The 18,589-nt window shown below is 45.3% G+C and carries 19 protein-coding genes; 16 read left to right on the forward strand and 3 right to left on the reverse strand.

Annotation, left to right across the window (positions count from 1 at the left end; translation table 11 throughout):
* Nucleotides 1–9: 9 nt before the first annotated feature.
* Both corC and lnt read left to right on the forward strand, forming a co-directional pair.
* Nucleotides 10–894: a CNNM family magnesium/cobalt transport protein CorC gene (gene corC, locus ACLD71_RS20195; RefSeq protein WP_137671533.1), complete on the forward strand. Its 885-nt coding sequence runs from the start codon at nucleotides 10–12 to the stop codon at nucleotides 892–894.
* A 1-nt stretch (nucleotide 895) separates the two neighbouring features.
* On the forward strand, nucleotides 896–2,452 hold the full coding sequence (gene lnt / locus ACLD71_RS20200) for an apolipoprotein N-acyltransferase (RefSeq protein WP_411991797.1): 1,557 nt from the start codon (nucleotides 896–898) through the stop codon (nucleotides 2,450–2,452).
* Between the two features lie 78 nt (nucleotides 2,453–2,530).
* Here the strand turns inward: lnt and ACLD71_RS20205 are convergent, their stop codons facing one another.
* On the reverse strand, nucleotides 2,531–3,025 hold the full coding sequence (locus tag ACLD71_RS20205; protein WP_137671535.1) for a zinc ribbon-containing protein: 495 nt from the start codon (nucleotides 3,023–3,025) through the stop codon (nucleotides 2,531–2,533).
* Nucleotides 3,026–3,200: 175 nt separating this feature from the next.
* Here ACLD71_RS20205 and leuS point away from each other — a divergent pair, with 175 nt between their 5' ends.
* The 14 genes from leuS to lipA all read left to right on the forward strand — a co-directional run bounded on the left by leuS (nucleotide 3,201) and on the right by lipA (nucleotide 16,918).
* Entirely contained in the window at nucleotides 3,201–5,780 is a 2,580-nt protein-coding gene (gene leuS, locus ACLD71_RS20210) for a leucine--tRNA ligase (RefSeq protein WP_137671536.1), read from the forward strand.
* A 46-nt stretch (nucleotides 5,781–5,826) separates the two neighbouring features.
* Nucleotides 5,827–6,321, forward strand: a complete 495-nt coding sequence (gene lptE, locus ACLD71_RS20215; RefSeq protein WP_411991798.1) for an LPS assembly lipoprotein LptE — start codon at nucleotides 5,827–5,829, stop codon at nucleotides 6,319–6,321.
* Nucleotides 6,322–7,332 carry a DNA polymerase III subunit delta gene (holA, locus tag ACLD71_RS20220; protein ID WP_411991799.1) on the forward strand — a complete coding sequence of 337 codons (1,011 nt, stop codon included), beginning with the start codon at nucleotides 6,322–6,324 and terminating at the stop codon, nucleotides 7,330–7,332. It abuts the gene before it with no gap.
* Nucleotides 7,319–7,966: a nicotinate-nucleotide adenylyltransferase gene (gene nadD / locus ACLD71_RS20225; RefSeq protein WP_411991800.1), complete on the forward strand. Its 648-nt coding sequence runs from the start codon at nucleotides 7,319–7,321 to the stop codon at nucleotides 7,964–7,966. The genes holA and nadD overlap by 14 nt, the downstream gene beginning before the upstream one ends.
* Nucleotides 7,967–8,023: 57 nt before the next feature.
* Nucleotides 8,024–8,368, forward strand: coding sequence for a ribosome silencing factor (rsfS, locus tag ACLD71_RS20230; protein ID WP_137671540.1), 345 nt, complete (start codon nucleotides 8,024–8,026; stop codon nucleotides 8,366–8,368).
* Nucleotides 8,365–8,835: a 23S rRNA (pseudouridine(1915)-N(3))-methyltransferase RlmH gene (gene rlmH / locus ACLD71_RS20235; protein ID WP_137671541.1), complete on the forward strand. Its 471-nt coding sequence runs from the start codon at nucleotides 8,365–8,367 to the stop codon at nucleotides 8,833–8,835. Before rsfS ends, rlmH begins: the two co-directional genes overlap by 4 nt.
* 10 nt (nucleotides 8,836–8,845) lie before the next feature.
* Nucleotides 8,846–10,708, forward strand: coding sequence for a penicillin-binding protein 2 (gene mrdA, locus ACLD71_RS20240; protein ID WP_161985062.1), 1,863 nt, complete (start codon nucleotides 8,846–8,848; stop codon nucleotides 10,706–10,708).
* 2 nt (nucleotides 10,709–10,710) lie between these two features.
* Nucleotides 10,711–11,823 carry a rod shape-determining protein RodA gene (gene rodA / locus ACLD71_RS20245; protein WP_411991801.1) on the forward strand — a complete coding sequence of 371 codons (1,113 nt, stop codon included), beginning with the start codon at nucleotides 10,711–10,713 and terminating at the stop codon, nucleotides 11,821–11,823.
* A gap of 8 nt (nucleotides 11,824–11,831) precedes the next feature.
* Nucleotides 11,832–12,809, forward strand: a complete 978-nt coding sequence (gene mltB, locus ACLD71_RS20250) for a lytic murein transglycosylase B (RefSeq protein WP_137671543.1) — start codon at nucleotides 11,832–11,834, stop codon at nucleotides 12,807–12,809.
* Complete coding sequence (locus ACLD71_RS20255) at nucleotides 12,799–13,620, forward strand: septal ring lytic transglycosylase RlpA family protein (protein WP_411991802.1); 822 nt, start codon at nucleotides 12,799–12,801, stop codon at nucleotides 13,618–13,620. Before mltB ends, ACLD71_RS20255 begins: the two co-directional genes overlap by 11 nt.
* Nucleotides 13,621–13,714: 94 nt before the next feature.
* Nucleotides 13,715–14,893 (forward strand): serine hydrolase, encoded by a 1,179-nt coding sequence (locus ACLD71_RS20260; RefSeq protein WP_303516422.1) that lies wholly within the window; start codon nucleotides 13,715–13,717, stop codon nucleotides 14,891–14,893.
* A 140-nt stretch (nucleotides 14,894–15,033) separates the two neighbouring features.
* The gene (gene ybeD, locus ACLD71_RS20265; protein ID WP_137671546.1) at nucleotides 15,034–15,297 is read left to right on the forward strand and encodes a DUF493 family protein YbeD; all 264 of its coding nucleotides are present in this window, start codon (nucleotides 15,034–15,036) and stop codon (nucleotides 15,295–15,297) included.
* Nucleotides 15,297–15,953 (forward strand): lipoyl(octanoyl) transferase LipB, encoded by a 657-nt coding sequence (gene lipB, locus ACLD71_RS20270; protein ID WP_411991803.1) that lies wholly within the window; start codon nucleotides 15,297–15,299, stop codon nucleotides 15,951–15,953. Before ybeD ends, lipB begins: the two co-directional genes overlap by 1 nt.
* Nucleotides 15,950–16,918 (forward strand): lipoyl synthase, encoded by a 969-nt coding sequence (gene lipA, locus ACLD71_RS20275; RefSeq protein ID WP_368411621.1) that lies wholly within the window; start codon nucleotides 15,950–15,952, stop codon nucleotides 16,916–16,918. Before lipB ends, lipA begins: the two co-directional genes overlap by 4 nt.
* Nucleotides 16,919–16,981: 63 nt before the next feature.
* On the opposite strand, the gene ACLD71_RS20280 is transcribed toward lipA, so the two are convergent.
* Complete coding sequence (locus tag ACLD71_RS20280; protein WP_137671548.1) at nucleotides 16,982–17,227, reverse strand: hypothetical protein; 246 nt, start codon at nucleotides 17,225–17,227, stop codon at nucleotides 16,982–16,984.
* Nucleotides 17,228–17,337: 110 nt separating this feature from the next.
* On the reverse strand, nucleotides 17,338–17,928 hold the full coding sequence (locus ACLD71_RS20285; protein ID WP_411991804.1) for a PEP-CTERM sorting domain-containing protein: 591 nt from the start codon (nucleotides 17,926–17,928) through the stop codon (nucleotides 17,338–17,340).
* Nucleotides 17,929–18,589: the final 661 nt, after the last annotated feature.

The following is an 18,589-nucleotide window of genomic DNA, read 5'->3' on the forward strand; positions in this document are numbered from 1 at the left end:
CGAAAGAATATGAGCGACGACAACCCTCACTCGAGCAGCGGTTCCACTAAAAAAGGTTGGATAGAGAGAATTATTCAACTGGTGCAAGGGGAACCGAAAAGCAAAGAGGAATTGGTAGAAGTTATTCAAGATGCCAATCAACGAGAACTGATCGACCAAAACACCCGAGAAATGATTGAAGGTGTACTTGATGTATCAAGCCAACGCGTTCGTGACATCATGATCCCCCGCTCGCAAATGGTGACCTTAGATGTCAATCAAACCATTGCCGAAAGTTTACCTACGCTTACCGAAGCGCGTCACTCACGCTTTCCGGTGATCAACGAAGATAAAGACCATATCGAAGGCGTATTACTTGCTAAAGACTTGCTCAAGTTTGCCTTTACCGAAGAAGCCTCAACCACTCCCCTGAGTGAAGTGATTCGCCCTGCTGTCGTTGTTCCCGAGAGTAAACGCATCGACAAACTGTTGAAAGAGTTTCGCAGCGAGCGCTACCACATGGCCATTGTGGTGGATGAGTTTGGTGGCGTATCTGGCTTAGTAACCATTGAAGATATTCTAGAGTTAATTGTTGGCGACATTGAAGATGAGTTTGCCAACGAAGAAGACTTACAAGACGATATTCGCCGCATCAATGACAAAACCTTTGCGGTTAATGCCCTTACCGACATTGAAGATTTTAACCAATACTTCGGCTGTGAGTTTAGCGATGAAGAAGTGGATACCGTGGGTGGTTTAGTCACTCATGCCTTTGGCCACTTACCAGGGCGCGGCGAAAAAATTGAAATTGAAGGTTATCACTTTAAAGTTCGCACTGCTGACCGCCGCCGTGTGGTTCAGCTTCAAGTGAGCATTCCAGAAGAGAAAGCCTTGCAGCTGAGTATTCAAGAATAACATGCCTGTTTTAACACCGCGGCTACGCCTGTTAGCCGCTTTGCTTAGTGGCTTAATTGCCCCCTTCGCCTTTGCTCCCTATGGCCTCTGGCCATTAATGCCGCTTTCACTACTGTTTTTGCTGCTGCTGTTAAAACCTGAGCAATCGGGTTTTAAATTAGGCTTGTGTTATGGCTTAGGCTGGTTTGGTTACGGTATCCACTGGGTACATGTGAGCATGGCTGAGTTTGGTGGAATGCCCCTATTTGTCAGCCTAGCACTGATGGTATTGCTGGTAGGATATCTTTCGCTATACCCCGCGCTGGCTTGCTGGTTAGCCAATAAGTGGCAAGGCAAACGCTCGGCAATGTTCTACCTACTATGGTTTCCCGCCTGCTGGTTATTAAGCGAATGGTTGCGTAGTTGGGTACTCACCGGATTTCCTTGGCTTCAACCCGGTTATAGCCAAATTGACTCGCCATTATCCACCATTGCACCAATATTTGGACTGTATGGTGTCACTTGGTTGGTGCTGCTACTGGCTGCCGGTGGCGCACTGATTATCCGTCAGTCAGGTAAAACTCGCTGGCTAGCCAGTGCCGTTGTAGTAACACCGCTATTGATTGGTTTGATCTTCAAAGGCCATAGCTGGACAACCGCTCAACAGCCGCTCACTGTAGCCTTGGTGCAAGGTAACGTGCCGCTAGATATAAAATGGTTACCTCAAAATCGCGCTGCTAGCTTGCTTATGTACCAACAAGAAACGCTAGCCATTGAAAATGCCGATGTGATTGTTTGGCCTGAGTCAGCAATTGCCGCTCTAGAATATGAAGTCATTGATTTTCTGCATGAACTGGATGGCCAATTACTGAATAAACAACAAGCGCTGATTACCGGCGTTATTGCGCATAACTTACAAACCAATGCCTATTACAACGCCTTGGTCACCTTGGGTCAGCAATCTAAAGAAGCCGGTGCAAGCTCAGCGTATTATTACGAAAACCCAAATCGCTACTACAAAAACCACCTATTACCAATTGGTGAATTTGTGCCTTTTGAAGACTTGTTGCGCCCACTCGCGCCCTTCTTTAATTTGCCCATGTCCTCGTTCAATCGTGGCGATACACAGCAAACCAATTTAGAAGTAAAAGGACATCAATGGCTAGCCGCTATCTGTTATGAAATAGCTTTTGGCGAACTGTTACGCCCGCAATTTAGCGAGCAAACCGATGCCATTGTAACGGTAAGTAATGATGCTTGGTTTGGTACCTCGATTGGCCCTAAACAGCATTTAGAGATAGCGCAAATGCGCGCCTTAGAGTTTGGTCGCCCTGTGGTTCGCTCAACCAATACTGGTGTTACGGCGATCATTGATAGATTTGGCAAGGTGCAGCAACACGCGCCAGAGTATAAGCAACTCACACTGAGTGGCGAAGTTACGCCAGCCACCGGTATCACGCCATATCAACGCTTTGGCTTGTGGCCAATAAGCTTGGTGGTATTGCTTGGCTTAGCCAGTGGTTTAATGCCAAGGCTAAGACAGCGTTTACTTAAACCAGCAGCAGACAAATTAGCGTAGAGCCACACAGTTCTATGTAGCGTTTGCCTATCATCTTTAGTTTGCTCACTGCCCAAAGTTATGGCGTGTTAAAGCAAACTAAGCCGATTGCTCACTAATCGGGTGGCGATAAAAACGCTTCCCTTGGCAATGCTCACATCGACTAATAACGGTTGGGTGCCACAATGGCACCTTATCGCCACATTCGGCGCATTCAATCACCCCTAAACCAATCAGCTCTCCACTGTGATAAATACCTTGATGCTGTAAATCGCCAATCAGCTCGTGCCACTCAACTTGGCTTTGGTCGCTCATTTTCGCTAACCAATACCAAATACTTTCTTTAAGCAGCGCCATGCCGGGGCTTTCATCGTAAGCACGGCGATAGTCGTTACGCCAATCGCTTAAATCACGGCGAACATAATTAGCAATTAGTTGCCATTCGTCTTGACTCAAATCGCTGGCTGCTTGTAGATATTCTTGGGTGGTATCAATCAGCTTAGACAGCTCTTCTTGACCCACTTCCCCGCTCTCTTGGATGCGTTTTTCTAAGTCTTCAACAAACTCTTGATAGGCTTTAACTCGCTTTGGCATAAATCACCCACTGTCTAAAGTGCATCATCATTATTAAGCATAGACCTTTTGTTTCACTGCAAATGTGCGCTAGCTATTGTTGTCGGCAGGCGGACTCGGTATCCTATGCGGATCGAGTACAGTAGCCGAGTGCTACTCAGTCCAAATTTTTGGTTATTTCTGGAAGATTCCTTAGATGCAAGAGCAATACAGTCCACGTGATATAGAAACCAAAGTGCAACAGCACTGGGAAAAAGCGCAAACCTTTAAAGTTGTAGAGCAACCAGGCAAAGAAAAGTTTTACTGCCTGTCAATGTTCCCGTACCCAAGTGGCCGTTTGCACATGGGTCACGTGCGCAATTACACCATTGGTGACGTAGTCTCTCGCTACCAGCGCATGCAGGGTAAAAATGTTATGCAACCAATGGGTTGGGACGCATTTGGTCTTCCAGCAGAAAACGCCGCCATTAATAACAATACTGCGCCCGCTAAATGGACCTACGAAAACATCGAATACATGAAAACCCAGCTTAAGCAGTTGGGTTTTGGTTACGACTGGGATCGTGAACTTGCTACGTGTAAACCAGATTACTACCGCTGGGAACAGTGGTTCTTCACTAAGCTTTATGAAAAAGGCTTAGTTTACAAAAAAATGGCCACGGTAAACTGGGATCCAGTAGACCAAACAGTATTGGCTAACGAGCAAGTGATTGATGGCCGAGGCTGGCGCTCAGGAGCCTTAGTTGAACAAAAAGAAATTCCTCAGTGGTTTATTAAAATCACCGATTACGCCCAAGAGTTGCTTGACGATTTAGACCAGTTAGACGACTGGCCAGAGCAAGTTAAAACCATGCAACGCAACTGGATTGGTCGCTCTGAAGGCGTAGAAATGCAGTTTGGTTTAGAGAACAGCGAGCAGCTTGTTCCGGTTTACACCACCCGTCCAGACACCGTAATGGGAGTAACCTACGTAGGTGTAGCTGCCCAGCACCCACTCGCCTTAGAAGCCGCTAAAACAAACCCTGAGTTAGCCGCGTTCATCGAAGAATGTAAAAACAACAAAGTAGCCGAAGCCGATATGGCGACCATGGAGAAGAAAGGCATGGCCACCGGGCTAAATGCTGTTCATCCACTTACTGGTAAGCTGGTTCCTATTTGGGTGGCTAACTTTGTATTAATGGGTTACGGCTCTGGCGCTGTAATGGCCGTACCGGCTCACGATCAACGTGACTTTGAGTTTGCTCATGCTTACGGTTTAGACATTGTTGGTGTTATTAAGCCAAGCGATAGCGAGTTAGATTTAACTGAAGCGGCCTACACCGAGAAAGGCATATTGTTTAACTCTGGTGAGTTTGATGGTTTAGAGTTTAGTGCAGCTTTTGATGCAGTGGCCGCTAAGCTTGAGTCTATGGGTAAAGGTAGCAAACAGGTTAACTTCCGCCTGCGCGATTGGGGGGTAAGCCGCCAGCGTTACTGGGGTACGCCAATCCCAATGCTAAACCTTGCTAACGGCGACGTAGTGCCAGTACCTGAAGACCAATTACCGGTTGTATTACCAGAAGACGTAGTGATGAATGGCGTGACCTCGCCAATCAAAGCTGACCCTGAGTGGGCAAAAACTGAATTTGAAGGCCAAGAAGCTTTCCACGAAACCGATACTTTCGATACATTCATGGAATCTAGCTGGTACTACGCCCGTTACTGTAGCGCCAACAACGAAGACATGATGCTTGACCCAGAACAAGCAAACTACTGGCTACCTGTCGATCAATACATCGGCGGTATTGAGCATGCAATTTTACACCTATTGTATGCGCGCTTCTTCCACAAGTTATTACGTGATAGCGGCTTGGTTGACTCTGACGAACCATTCAAACGCTTGCTGACTCAAGGCATGGTATTGGCTGATGCCTTCTACTATGAAGATGAGAAAGGCGGAAAAGTGTGGGTATCGCCAGTAGATGCGGTAACCGAGAAAGACGAAAAAGGCCGTATTACCAGCGCTAAAACCGCCGAAGGCAAAGCCTTAATTTACGCAGGCATGAGCAAAATGTCGAAATCGAAAAACAACGGCATTGACCCACAAGTAATGGTAGATAAGTACGGTGCTGATACCGTTCGCTTATTCATGATGTTTGCCGCACCAGCAGAACAAACACTAGAATGGCAAGACAGCGCTGTAGAAGGCTCATTACGTTTCTTACGTCGCGTATGGAAACTGGCTTACGACCATATCAATGCCGGAGAAGCGGGTGCCGTAGACATCGCTAGCCTCAACGCTGCTCAAAAAGATTTGCGCCGTGATGTACACAAAACCATTGCCAAAGTGAGTGATGATGTTGGCCGCCGTCAAACCTTCAATACTGCTATTGCAGCAATTATGGAGTTGATGAACAAGCTGACTAAAGCTGACCAAACCGATGCCAATAATCGCGCGGTAACACGTGAAGCGATTAACGCAGTGGTATTAATGCTGTCGCCAATTACACCGCACATTTGTGACCAACTGTGGACACTACTAGGCAATGCTGGTGACATTGATACCGCACGTTGGCCAGAAGCCGATGCCAAAGCCATGGTTGAAGACAGCAAGCTTATCGTTGTTCAAGTAAATGGTAAATTGCGCGCTAAATTAACAGTGGCAGCCGACGCTGACCAAGACACCGTTCAAGCATTAGCCATGGGCGATGAAAACGTCAGTAAGTTTGTGGATGGGAAAACCGTTCGCAAAGTAATTTATGTTGCCGGCAAGTTGCTAAACATTGTAGCCAACTAAACCTTACGGCGGGCTACTAACCCGCCGTTTTTTATTGCGAGATAGCATGACTTTAAAAACTTTTAGTTACGGCTTTTTAATATTGAGCATCAGTTTATTAAGTGCTTGTGGTTTTGCTCCACGCCGCAGTTATTTACTCGATGATAAACTCACCCAGATTTATGTTTCTTCCAGCGATGAATTTAGCCCATTGGTTCGTGAGGTAAAACGCCAGCTCACTCAAAACAATGTAGCAGTATTTGAGTTTCCACAAGGCGACGTCCCCACCCTGCACTTAAGTGGCGAAAATATTAACAAACGTACACTTTCACTCTTTGAAAATGGCCAAGTAGCGGAATACGAACTGAGCTATCAAGTGGGTGGCTACCTACAAATTGCTGAGGAAGGTAACTACCCAATTAGCGTACAGCTGCACCGGGACTTCCAAGATAACCCGCTAGCCGCCTTGGCTAAACAACGCGAGCGAGAGTTATTGTACGATGAATTGCGCACAATGGCCGCCGACCAAATCATGCGTCAACTTGCCACGGTAAGTTGGTAAATGAAAATTTATGCCGACCGCCTGTCACAACAAAATGCAGCTAAATTTAGCTGCTATTTGGTGGCTGGAGAAGAGCCTTTAATCAAAATCGAAAGTATTGATAGCATTCGCCAGCAACTGCAAAAGCAGGGTTTAGCCGAAGAACGCTTAAAATTTACTTTAGATGCAGAGTTTCAATGGTCGAGCATATTTGACGCTATGTCGGAGCTATCGCTATTCAGCCAATATCGACTGATTGAGCTGCAATTAGATCGCGTGCCAGACAAAGCCATTCAAAATCAACTGGATGAGCTATTACCGCTGATCAATCCAGAAACACGCTTGTTATTAAGTGTGCCTAAAGTAACCAAAGCCAACGAAAAGCAAAACTGGTACAAATTTATTGACCAGCAAGGTTTGGTTGTGATGATTTACCCACCTGAGGGTGGGCAGCTACAAGCTTGGGTTAGACAACGATTAGCTCAGCAGCAACTTCCAACAAATAACGACTTAATCGCGTTATTAGTGCACTACTATGAAGGAAACCTGTTAGCGCTTAGCCAAGCAATTAACAACATTGCCTTGCGCTGGGGGCAGCAACTACCTCCCTTAAAAGAAATTGAAGCGGGCTTGTCTCATGCCAACCACTTTTCCAGCTTTCAGTTAGTTGATGCTTTGCTCGCTGCTGACTTTCAACGCAGCCTGTTAATTATCAAACAGCTACAGCTAGAAGGCGAAGAACCGACCCTGATTAACTGGGGTTTAGACAAAGAATTTAAGTTATTGCAACTGCTTCAAGAACAGCCCACTAGCCATCATTCAAGTTTGTTTAAGCAACATGGTGTGTGGAACAAACGCCAAGGCTTAATAAGCAGCGCGGCAAAACGCTATAGCGCTAAGCAAATTAATCAAGCGCGCTTGCAAGTTGCAGCTATTGACCAAGCCATTAAACAATTTGCCGGTGACTTAGCTTGGCATCAATTAGAACGCTTAGTATTCGAGCTTGCTTCGCCATCTCATGAGCACGCTTAAGCTTTTTTTTGGTGGATCATTTGACCCCATTCATCTGGGTCATATTCGTAGTGCAGAGCTATTACTAGCAGCCACTCAAGCACAAGATATTACTTTACTCCCCAATGCGCTATCGCCGCTAAAAGCCAAACAATTTAGTTCGCCTTTGCATCGCAAGCGGCTGTTAGCAGCCTCGCTTGAAGCCTATCCTCAACTAAACCTAGATTGGCGAGAGGTAGAACGAGGAGGGGCCTCTTATACTAGCGATACCTTGGCCGAGCTTGCCGAAGAGTTCCCCAATAATCATATCGCCTTTGTGATGGGGTTAGATTCCTTTAATCACTTAGATAAATGGCGAGATTGGCAAAACCTCACCAAACATACCCATATCATTGTCATTGCTCGGCCCGGTTACCAATTGGATATATCTTCACAACTTAGCGCTTGGTTGGCACCAAAGCGATGTGAAAACATTGAGACATTGCATCAACAGCAAGCGGGTCACGTGTATTTTTGCGAATTACAACCAATGGCAATATCTTCTAGCCAAATTCGCTTACAACTCGCCCAAAAAACTGATCTTGAATCATTGAAAAATCAACTGCCTAAATCTGCCGTAAATTATATTATCCAACATAAGCTTTACGGTGCTTAACCTAGCCTGACAGAGCGTGATATACTTATCTTTTAGTCCAAAATTGGGGTTCTTTTGTTGCAAAACCAACAACTGATTGATTTTGTTGTAGACAAAATCGAAGATATGAAAGGTCGAGATGTTCAAAATCTAGACGTAAGCCAACTCTCTAACGTAACCGATACAATGATCATTTGTAGCGGTAATTCAAAACGCCACGTTAAATCTATTGCCGACAACGTCATCAGAGAAGCCAAGCTATCTGAATTAGAAGTGATTGGCATTGAAGGCGTTGATGACTCTGAATGGGTATTGGTTGATCTAGGCGATGTGGTATTGCATATAATGCAAGACAGCGCGCGTGACTTCTACCAATTAGAAAAGCTATGGGCTCCAGCTGTTTCTGAGTCTAAAGCCGGATGAAAATCCAGTTAGTGGCGGTAGGTACTAAGATGCCTGCCTGGGTTGAGACTGCCTATCAAGAATATGCACGTCGCTTCCCAAAGGATATGCCGCTAGAGTTAATCGAGGTAAAAGCCGGAAATCGCGGTAAAAATGCCGATATAAAGCGCATACTCGATAAAGAAGGTGAAGCTACCTTGGCGGTCATTCCTAAAGGTAACCGAGTGGTGACTTTAGAAGTCACCGGTAAAGCTTGGACAACGCCACAGCTCGCTAAGCAAATAGACGCATGGAAAATGGACGGCCGCGACGTAAGTTTACTGATTGGCGGGCCAGAAGGCCTTGCCCCTAGTTGCACAGCGATTGCCGAGCAACGCTGGTCTTTGTCAGCCTTAACACTGCCTCATCCCATGGTACGAGTGATAGTAGCCGAAACGCTATATCGCGCTTGGAGCGTAACAGCCAATCACCCCTACCATAGAGAATAATCACTAAGATATGGCAAGACAACGCGTCGCAATGCGGGACCACTCGGCGGAATCACGGTTATTTAACCGCCGCTCACTCGTCTCGATTATTGGTACTTTTGCCTTAATCTGTGTATTACTTGGTAACCTTCATTACCTCCAATTTGAGCAACACGACACTTACACCACCCGCTCAAATGATAATCGCATTAAAGTACTGCCATTGGCGCCACCTCGTGGGCTGGTGTTTGACCGCAACGGTGCCCTATTGGCCGAGAATCGCCCTAACTTTAGCTTAGAAATCATCCCCGAAAACGTCGACGATTTGGATCAGATGATCCTTGAGTTATCCGAATTGCTGGAACTGAGCGAAAACGATATTGAACGCTTTGAGCAAAACCGTAAACATACTCGTCGCTTTAAACCGGTAGTGCTTAAATCGCAACTTAGCCACGAACAAGTGGCAATGTTTAGCGTGCAGCAACACAAATTTCATGGGGCAAGTATTGATGCGAGTTTAATTCGCTTCTATCCCTACGGCGATAGCCTTACTCACCTACTCGGTTACGTTGCCCGAATTAATGCGAAAGACTTAGAGCGCCTCGAGAAAGAAAACAAACTGGCTGAGTACGATGCGACTCGAACCATTGGCAAGCAAGGCATTGAGCGTTACTACGAAGAAATTCTGCATGGCAGCGTTGGTTACCAAGAAGTAGAAGTAAATAACCGTGGTCGTATTATTCGCACCATGAAAATCGTGCCGCCTATTCCCGGCAAAGATCTCTATCTCAACGTAGATATTCGCCTGCAATTAGAAGCCCAGCGTTTGTTGGCTGGTCGCCGTGGTTCTGCAGTATTATTAGACGCTAAAACCAGCGGCGTATTAGCAATGGTATCTAGCCCAAGCTACGACCCGAATCTATTCGTAAATGGTATCAGCAGTAAGAACTACAATAAGCTACTCAACTCTACCGACCGCCCTCTTATAAACCGCGCAACAAAAGGGGTTTACCCGCCAGCTTCTACCGTAAAGCCGCAGCTAGCGGTAATGGGCCTAGAACTGGGTAAAATTAGCGTAGAGCAACGTATTTGGGATCCAGGCTGGTTCCAAATCCCTAATACCAAGCGCCGTTTTCGTGATTGGAAGCGTTGGGGTCATGGTTGGGTAGACGTATATAAAGCCATTGAACAAAGTGTTGATACCTACTTCTACAAATTGGCTTACGAAACCGGCATTAATGAAATGCATGCTTATATGAGCAAGTTTGGTTTTGGTAAATATACCGGCGTTGATATTCACGAAGAAAGTCGCGCGAATATGCCCAGCCGCGAGTGGAAACGTGCCCGTTATCGCCAACCTTGGTGGCAAGGCGACACAATTTCGGTAGGCATTGGCCAAGGTTACTGGACAACCACTCCTTTGCAACTAGCCCAAGCAACCAACATCTTGGTTAACAAAGGCAAAATTATTACCCCGCGAATACTTAAAAGCGTGGGAGATGCCAACTCACACATTGGCTTGCCACCACAGGTACAAGCACCAATCGCACTAAACAGCGAGAAGAATTGGCAAGTAGCCTTAGATGGCATGTATGGGGTCATCAACAAAAGCAACGGAACAGCGCGTAAAGCGTTTAAAGATACAAGCTACGTAGCAGCTGGTAAGTCGGGCACCGCGCAAATTGTTAGCATCGCCGATGACGCAGAATATGACGCAGAAAGCCTAAAAGAAAAACACCGAGATAACGCCATGTTTGTTGCCTACGCACCTTTTGAACAACCCGAGATTGTGGCCTCTGTGGTAGTAGAAAACGCGGGTGGAGGCAGTTCAAATGCAGCGCCGGTTATCCGTGAGTTATTCGATAGTTATTTTGACGCTAAGGATCAATTGTAAGCATGGGCAACTACAGCCAAGAGCAAAAAAACTCTTTATGGTGGAGGCTGCACCTAGATTGGCCACTACTACTAGGCTTAGTTACCTTAATTGGTTTAGGTCTGTTTGTTTTATACAGTGCCAGCGGCGAAAGCAGTGCCATGCTAAACCGCCAATTCGTACGCATTTCTTTAGCCCTTATAGTGATGTTTGTACTGGCACAAATTCCCCCCGATGTTTATATGCGATGGGCGCCTCTATTCTTTTTTAGTGGCTTACTTATGCTTATAGCGGTTTTAGTAGTGGGTGATGTAGGTAAAGGAGCGCAGCGCTGGTTAGATTTAGGTGTGATACGTTTTCAGCCTTCCGAAATCATGAAGTTAGCAGTGCCACTAATGGTGGCCCGCTATATCAGCCAACACCCTCTTCCGCCAAGTTTTAAACACTTATGTGTTGGGGCAGCCATCGCCATTGGCCCTACGTTATTAATTGCTAAACAGCCCGATTTAGGCACCTCTTTATTGGTAGCCGCATCGGGTATTTTTGCTTTATTCCTAGCAGGTATGAGCTGGCGTCTGGTGGCTGCTGCAGGCGGTTTAGTGGCGGCCTTCATCCCTCTATTATGGTTCTTTTTGATGCGTGACTATCAGCGTCAGCGAGTACTAACTTTACTGAATCCTGAGAGCGACCCTCTCGGTGCAGGTTATCACATTATTCAGTCTAAAATTGCCATTGGCTCGGGTGGTTTTACCGGTAAAGGTTGGCTGCAAGGCACCCAATCACAGCTAGATTTTTTACCTGAGCGACATACTGATTTCATCTTTGCGGTGTTTGCCGAAGAATTTGGTTTTATTGGTGTGGTGTTATTAATGTGTTTGTACTTTTACATTATTGGTCGCGGCTTGTTTATCGCCACTCAAGCACAAACCGCTTTTGGTCGCTTACTGGCGGGCTGTATTATCCTCACCTTTTTCGTTTATGTATTTGTAAACATTGGAATGGTAAGTGGCCTATTGCCAGTCGTTGGGGTTCCTTTACCTTTAGTGAGTTACGGTGGCACTTCAATAGTGACACTGATGGCAGGATTTGGCATTCTGATGTCTGTTCACACCCACAAACGGCTTTATGCCCAATAAGGATTGTTATGCGCTTATGTTGTTGCTTAGTACTTGCCTTGTCTCAACTTTGGTCGAGCACCACTCTCGCCAATAACGAACAACAGCAACGTATTGAAGCATTAAGCCAAGAACTCAATATTCCGCTCGCTAGTTTAGAGCAAGCGGCAGAACAAGCCACATATCAGCAAGCAGTGATTGACGCGATTACTCGTCCTTGGGAAGCCAGACCTTGGCATTTATATCGTGATCTATTTCTCACTGAAGAACGGTTAGAGGCCGGTCTTGCCTTTTGGCAAGAACACCAAGTCACCATTGAACGAGCTGAAAAAGAGTTTAATGTCCCTGCCCAGATTATCGTGGCGATAATAGGCGTAGAAACTTACTACGGCCGCCACAAAGGCACTTATCCAGTGATTGACGCCCTATATACTTTAGGCTTTCACTACCCTAAACGCGGCCAGTTTTTCAGTAAAGAGTTCGCCTACTTTATTCGCCTAGCAGAACAGCAAGGCTGGCAGCTAGATGAAGTAAAAGGCTCTTACGCAGGCGCAATGGGCTTTGGCCAGTTTATTCCATCAAGCTACATTCATTACGGTGTCGATTTTGACCAAGATGGTGAAATTGATATGCTAAATAACCCTGTTGATGCCATTGGCAGCGTAGCAAATTACTTTAGCGAACACCGTTGGAAACTGGGTGAACCAGTGGTGCATTCTGCTCAATCTACAGCCACTCAAGCGAAGCCTTGGTTAAGCAGTGACTTAAAGATAAAAGATAGCTGGCAACAACTTGAGCAAAGCGGCATTACCAGCACTACAAAGCTTGCCGCTGAAACCCCAGTCAAACTGCTAGAGTTGGAAGAAGCCAATGGACATAGCTATTGGCTTGCCGAGCACAACTTTTATGTAATTACTCGCTATAACCGCAGCCCTCTGTATGCAATGGCGGTTTATCAATTCAGCGAACAGTTAAGAGAAGCCAAGGCAAAACTAAATGCAAAATAAGCGTTTATCAGGTGTGCTATCACTAAGCCCTTACATAGCCAGTGTAATGCTGGTCTTAGCGCTTAACGCATGTAGTTCTTCGCCCAGTAGCAATCAGCGCTATGGGATGAGCAACGACCAAGCCCCAGATTCCGCGCCCGAATTAGCACATTTAGAAGATCCTATCCCTCGTTTTGAGGCATACAGCCGCCAAGGAAATCGAGATTACACGGTGCGTGGTAAAAGCTACAAAGTATGGCGTGAAATTGAAGAACACGAAATTGAAGGTGAAGCCTCTTGGTACGGTAAAAAATTCCATGGTCATCTCACTTCCAATGGCGAGATTTATGACATGTACAGCATGTCGGCGGCCCATAAAAATCTACCGCTACCGAGCTATGTTGAAGTGACAAACTTGGCCAATAACAAAACCGTTATTGTGCGAGTGAACGACCGCGGCCCCTTCCACCAAAAACGTATTATCGATTTATCTTACGCAGCAGCCTATAAGCTAGACATGCTCAAATCAGGCACCGCCAAGGTTAAAATAAAGCTACTACGCTTCGACAACAATAAAGAGCTAGATGCCGCTTCTGGTGATGGTAAGCAGTATTACGTGCAACTGCTGGCCAGTAAAAATAAGCAAGTTATTAAACAACACCAAAACCAACTAGAAGCCGATGGGCTAACCACCCAACTCATTGATGAAAACGGCTGGACAAAGCTTCGTTTAGGGCCTTATTACGATGTACTTAGCGCCGAAAAGTACTTAGCTAATATGAAAAAAGGCCACTATAAAGATGCCTATATTATTAATCTAAAAGCAAACTAGCGGATTTACAGCAGGATACTAACAAACACCGCCTAAGTTTTGCTATAGTGTTTGCCGTCCGTGTTTTATTGACTAACAAGCCAAAGAGCCAACCATGATTAAAAATGTATTTCAGCGTGTTAGCTGCGCCTCAGCGCTTCTGATTGCAAGCAGTGTGAGCGTGGCCTTCGCGGCTCCACAAGTCATTCCCAACGCCCCTATTATTTCAGCCAAAGCCTACTACCTAGTCGATTTCGATTCAGGCCGAGTACTGGCTTCAGAAAACGAAGAAGATAGCCTAGCACCGGCCAGCTTAACCAAAATAATGACCAGCTACATTATTGGTAAAGAGATCAAGTCAGGCAAACTTAACCCGAACGATATGGTAACTATTAGTGAAAAGGCGTGGTCGAAAAACTTCCCCGACTCTTCAAAAATGTTCATTGAAGTGGGTAAGCAAGTTCAGGTCGCCGATCTTAACCGTGGCATCATTATCCAATCTGGTAACGATGCCTGTGTAGCTATGGCCGAGCACATTGCCGGTAGTGAAGATTCATTCGCTAGCTTAATGAACTCATGGGCCGACCATCTAGGCATGGTGAATACTCACTTCGCCAACAGCCACGGCTTAGATAGCACCGAGCAATACACTACCGCGAAAGATATGGCTGTATTAGCCACCGCCATGATTCGAGATGTGCCAGACGAGTACGCCATCTACAAAGAAAAAGCGTTCACCTTTAATGGCATTACTCAGCATAACCGCAATACCCTACTTTGGGATAAAAGCCTAAATGTAGATGGCATGAAAACCGGCCACACCAGCAAAGCGGGTTACAGCCTAGTGTCGTCAGCTACCGATAATGACATGCGTTTAGTGGCCGTTGTGATGGGCACCAATTCATCAAAAGCACGCGCAGCGGAAAGTAAAAAACTGCTTAACTGGGGATTCCGATTCTTTGAAACCGTTAAACCTTATCAAGCGGGCGATAGCTTTGTAGAGCAAACCGTGTGGATGGCGGAGCAAGACTCTGTATCACTCGGCGTTAATCAAAACATCGCGTTAACCTTGCCACGTGGTCAAGCGGCACAGCTAAAAGCCAGCTTTGAGCTAAAAGAAGAGCTAAAAGCCCCACTGAGTAAAGGCCAAACTGTTGGTTCTGTTTACTTCCAAGTGGGTGATGAAGATGTGGCAGAATACCCGCTAGTGGTTCTTCAAGATGTAGAACAAGGTGGTATTTTCAAACGTTTGCTCGACTACATAAAACTGTTCTTTGCTTCATTGTTTAGCTAAACCCAATAGCCCCATGCATACTCGCGAAAGCGATATGCGGAATTCTTAGGCAAAGATCACAAAAACGCGTTAGAATAACGCGTTTTTTATTTTTAGCTCGACTCAACGTCGCAGCTTAAATCAGTTTTCTTAGGTCAGATATGCAAACCAAATTCGATGAGTATTTAGAATTCCCATGTGATTTTACGTTCAAAATCATGGGGGTAAATAACGACACCCTAGAAGATCAAGTACTAAGCGTAATCCAAAGCTTAGCACCTGGTGACTACAGCCCTAAAACGCGCCCAAGCAGTAAAGGTAACTACAAAGCAATTTCTCTCGTCGTAAAAGTGACGAGCAAAGAGCATATTGAAAACCTCTACACGCAAATTGGTGCTATTGAAGACGTACGCCACGTACTGTAATGCCTGACCAAAACACCCTAGTAGTTCGCCATTTAGGCTTACAAGAATACAATCAAGTCTTTCAAGCAATGCGTGACTTTACTGATCAACGCGGTGCTGAACAGGCTGATGAGTTGTGGCTGGTTGAACACCAAGCGGTGTTTACCCAAGGCCAAGCTGGTAAACCAGAACACCTGCTAGCCAGCAGCGATATTCCGATTGTTCAAGCCGACCGAGGAGGGCAAGTAACCTATCACGGCCCTGGTCAATTAGTGGCTTACCCACTGTTGAACATTCGTCGTCGCAAACTAGGTGTGCGTGATTTAGTCACCATTATTGAACAGAGCATTATTGAAACACTAAGCGCTTACCAGATTGAAGCCTATGCCAAAAAAGATGCACCCGGCGTTTATGTAGACCACAAGAAAATTGCTTCTTTAGGCTTACGTATTCGCAAAGGCTGCTCTTTTCATGGATTAGCATTAAACGTAGACATGGACCTAAGTCCGTTTTTGCTGATAAACCCATGCGGCTACGCCGGCCTAGAAATGGCTCAAGTCAGTGACTTTAACAAGACCCTCACCGTTGAGCAGCTTGCCACAACCCTTACCCAAGTACTGGTTACGCAACTGGCTTACAACAATACAGAACAGCAACAAGGACTGCCCACACTATGAGTGCAAAAAAAGCGCGTATGGAGCCCGGAGTAAAACTTCGAGATGCCGACAAAATGGCATTTATTCCAGTGAAGGTAATACCCTCTGAAAAGGAAACCATGTTACGCAAGCCAGAATGGATGCGTATCAAACTTCCATCAGACAGCACCCGTATTAACGAAATTAAAAGTGCAATGCGTAAGCATAACTTGCACTCGGTGTGTGAAGAGGCTTCTTGTCCTAACTTGGCAGAGTGTTTTAACCACGGCACCGCTACCTTTATGATAATGGGCGACATATGTACGCGTCGCTGCCCGTTTTGTGATGTTGGCCACGGCAAACCGCTAGCCTTAGATGCCGACGAACCAACCAAGCTGGCTGCTACTATCGCGGATATGAAGCTGAAATATGTGGTGATCACTTCAGTTGACCGGGATGATTTACGCGACGGCGGTGCTGCCCACTTTGCAGAGTGTGTAAGCGAAATTCGCAAGCATAGCCCGCATATTCAAATTGAAACCCTAGTGCCAGACTTTAAAGGTCGTATGGATCGCGCATTAGAAATTTTAGATAAAACTCCACCAGATGTTTTCAATCACAATCTTGAAACCGCACCTGGTTTATACAAGCAAGTACGTCCAGGTTCAGATTACCAATGGTCACTCACCTTGCTACAACGCTTTAAAGAGCTGCACCCAGAGGTACCGACTAAATCGGGCTTAATGATGGGGTTAGGCGAAACCAACGAAGAGATTTTGCAAGTGATGCAAGACTTACGCGACCACGGCGTAACCATGCTAACACTAGGCCAGTACCTGCAACCTAGTCGCCACCATTTGCCTGTTGAGCGCTATGTACCACCAGCAGAGTTTGAAGAACTAAAAGCTAAGGCTGAAGCCATGGGCTTTACGCATGCTGCTTGTGGCCCATTGGTGCGTTCAAGCTATCATGCTGACTTACAAGCCAAAGGCGAAGAAGTTAAGTAAACAGCACTAAATCAAAGATAAAAAAAAGAGAGCCTAAAGGCTCTCTTTTTAATTTATAAGCGACTAATTTGGCGAAGCTGTTAAGCCGCCACCGCCAGGGCCACCGCCGTTACCCGGTAGGCTAGGCACAAAATCGGGTAAACCAGCGCTAGCCAATAAATCAGCAGTGCTAATTGGAGTACCCGCATTGATCGCCGCAAACAAATCACTTGGAGACGGCAACGTAGCTGCCGCTGGCGCATCAACCGCCATGGCATAGCCGCTTGAAAACAACAAAGCCGCTGTCAAAGTCCGTTTCAAATAAACCATAATTGGCTCCTTCAGTTACAACATCGAATAAAACATAAAATACATATAAAAACACCTACTGACAAGATTAATTAAATGACCATTTAATGACCTTGCCAATCGTTATATGTTTATTTAGCAAAAAAAGTATTGCGTGTTTTTCTTCCAAAAATAGCCAGTAAACCAAACAAGGCTAAGGCGTAGCTCGCAGGCTCAGGAACAGAAAACTGCTGCCCGCCTACTACCGCGCCCTCAACGGCTGCAACTACTGTCCATTCGCCACTAGTCACTAGACCAGCATCAAACAAAGAGGTATCACTCCATACCGACAGTACATCAAAATCTGCTTGCCAATCTTCAATTTGAAGCCACGTGTAAGGGTTGTAGTTTTGCCACACTAAATCGCCGCCATTAAACCAGTAAAACTCTAGGTCTAATAGTCCGTTTAAGTAGCCACCAGCTCCTTCATCTTGCGTTTGATCCAACATATCAAGGTCTAACATGAATGCGGCACGAATATCACTGCCTACATCAAATACTGTTTGAGCCACTGGAACACCGATAACTGAAGCAGGGTCACTAAAAGGTGTTGGAAAATCACCTAAATAAGTTGCCACTCCCGGTGCTTGTGCTGGATTTTCACTGGTTAACATCACTGTTGCATTTGCATTTATAGACACGGCCATCAAGAGTGTCGTTAGGGTTGAAAGTAGTGCTTTCATCGCTCAAGTCCTTTGCTGTTGAAAAAAAGTCTTCCTTTTATGCACCTCAACTATCGCAAGTACTAAGCCAGTTCTATAAAAAACCTAAAAACCCATCTAAGATATTGTTTTATATCGCTAATTAACTATTCACTCAAAAACACACAGTGATCCACATCACATCTAATGTAAGTTTAACCGACACAATGCTTATAACTAAATCTTCAATAAAATTAGGGGATTATATGACAATTAATCATTATGACTAAGCAGATCGGCTATAAACACTCACTACTGATAATTTTAAAAATTCGGAATGATTGAAAATATAAAGCAAGAAGCACTGGCTTCTATAAGATAAAATTTAAAATGCAGAACAATCCATCGCTTTATTAAAAACCTACAAAATCACTACTTTTACACTGTTTTTTTATGAAAAGTTTATGAAGTAAGCTGATTGGCTAAAAATTCAATTTATTGCTTAAATTACTACAAAAGCACAACTGTAAAGAAACCCGACACTTTACTAAGGTAGTTGTTTGCAGACCTTTATTTGCAAATCGCGAACAAGAAAAAACGTAAACCACGTTATGAGAAGCCACGCAAACAATCCAGATTTTACAGGGATTTACGCAAATTCACAGTATGAGCAATATCACAGTTACTCTAGTCTGGAGTAGAA

The organism is Agarivorans sp. DSG3-1 (assembly GCF_046774965.1).
GTDB lineage: Bacteria > Pseudomonadota > Gammaproteobacteria > Enterobacterales > Celerinatantimonadaceae > Agarivorans.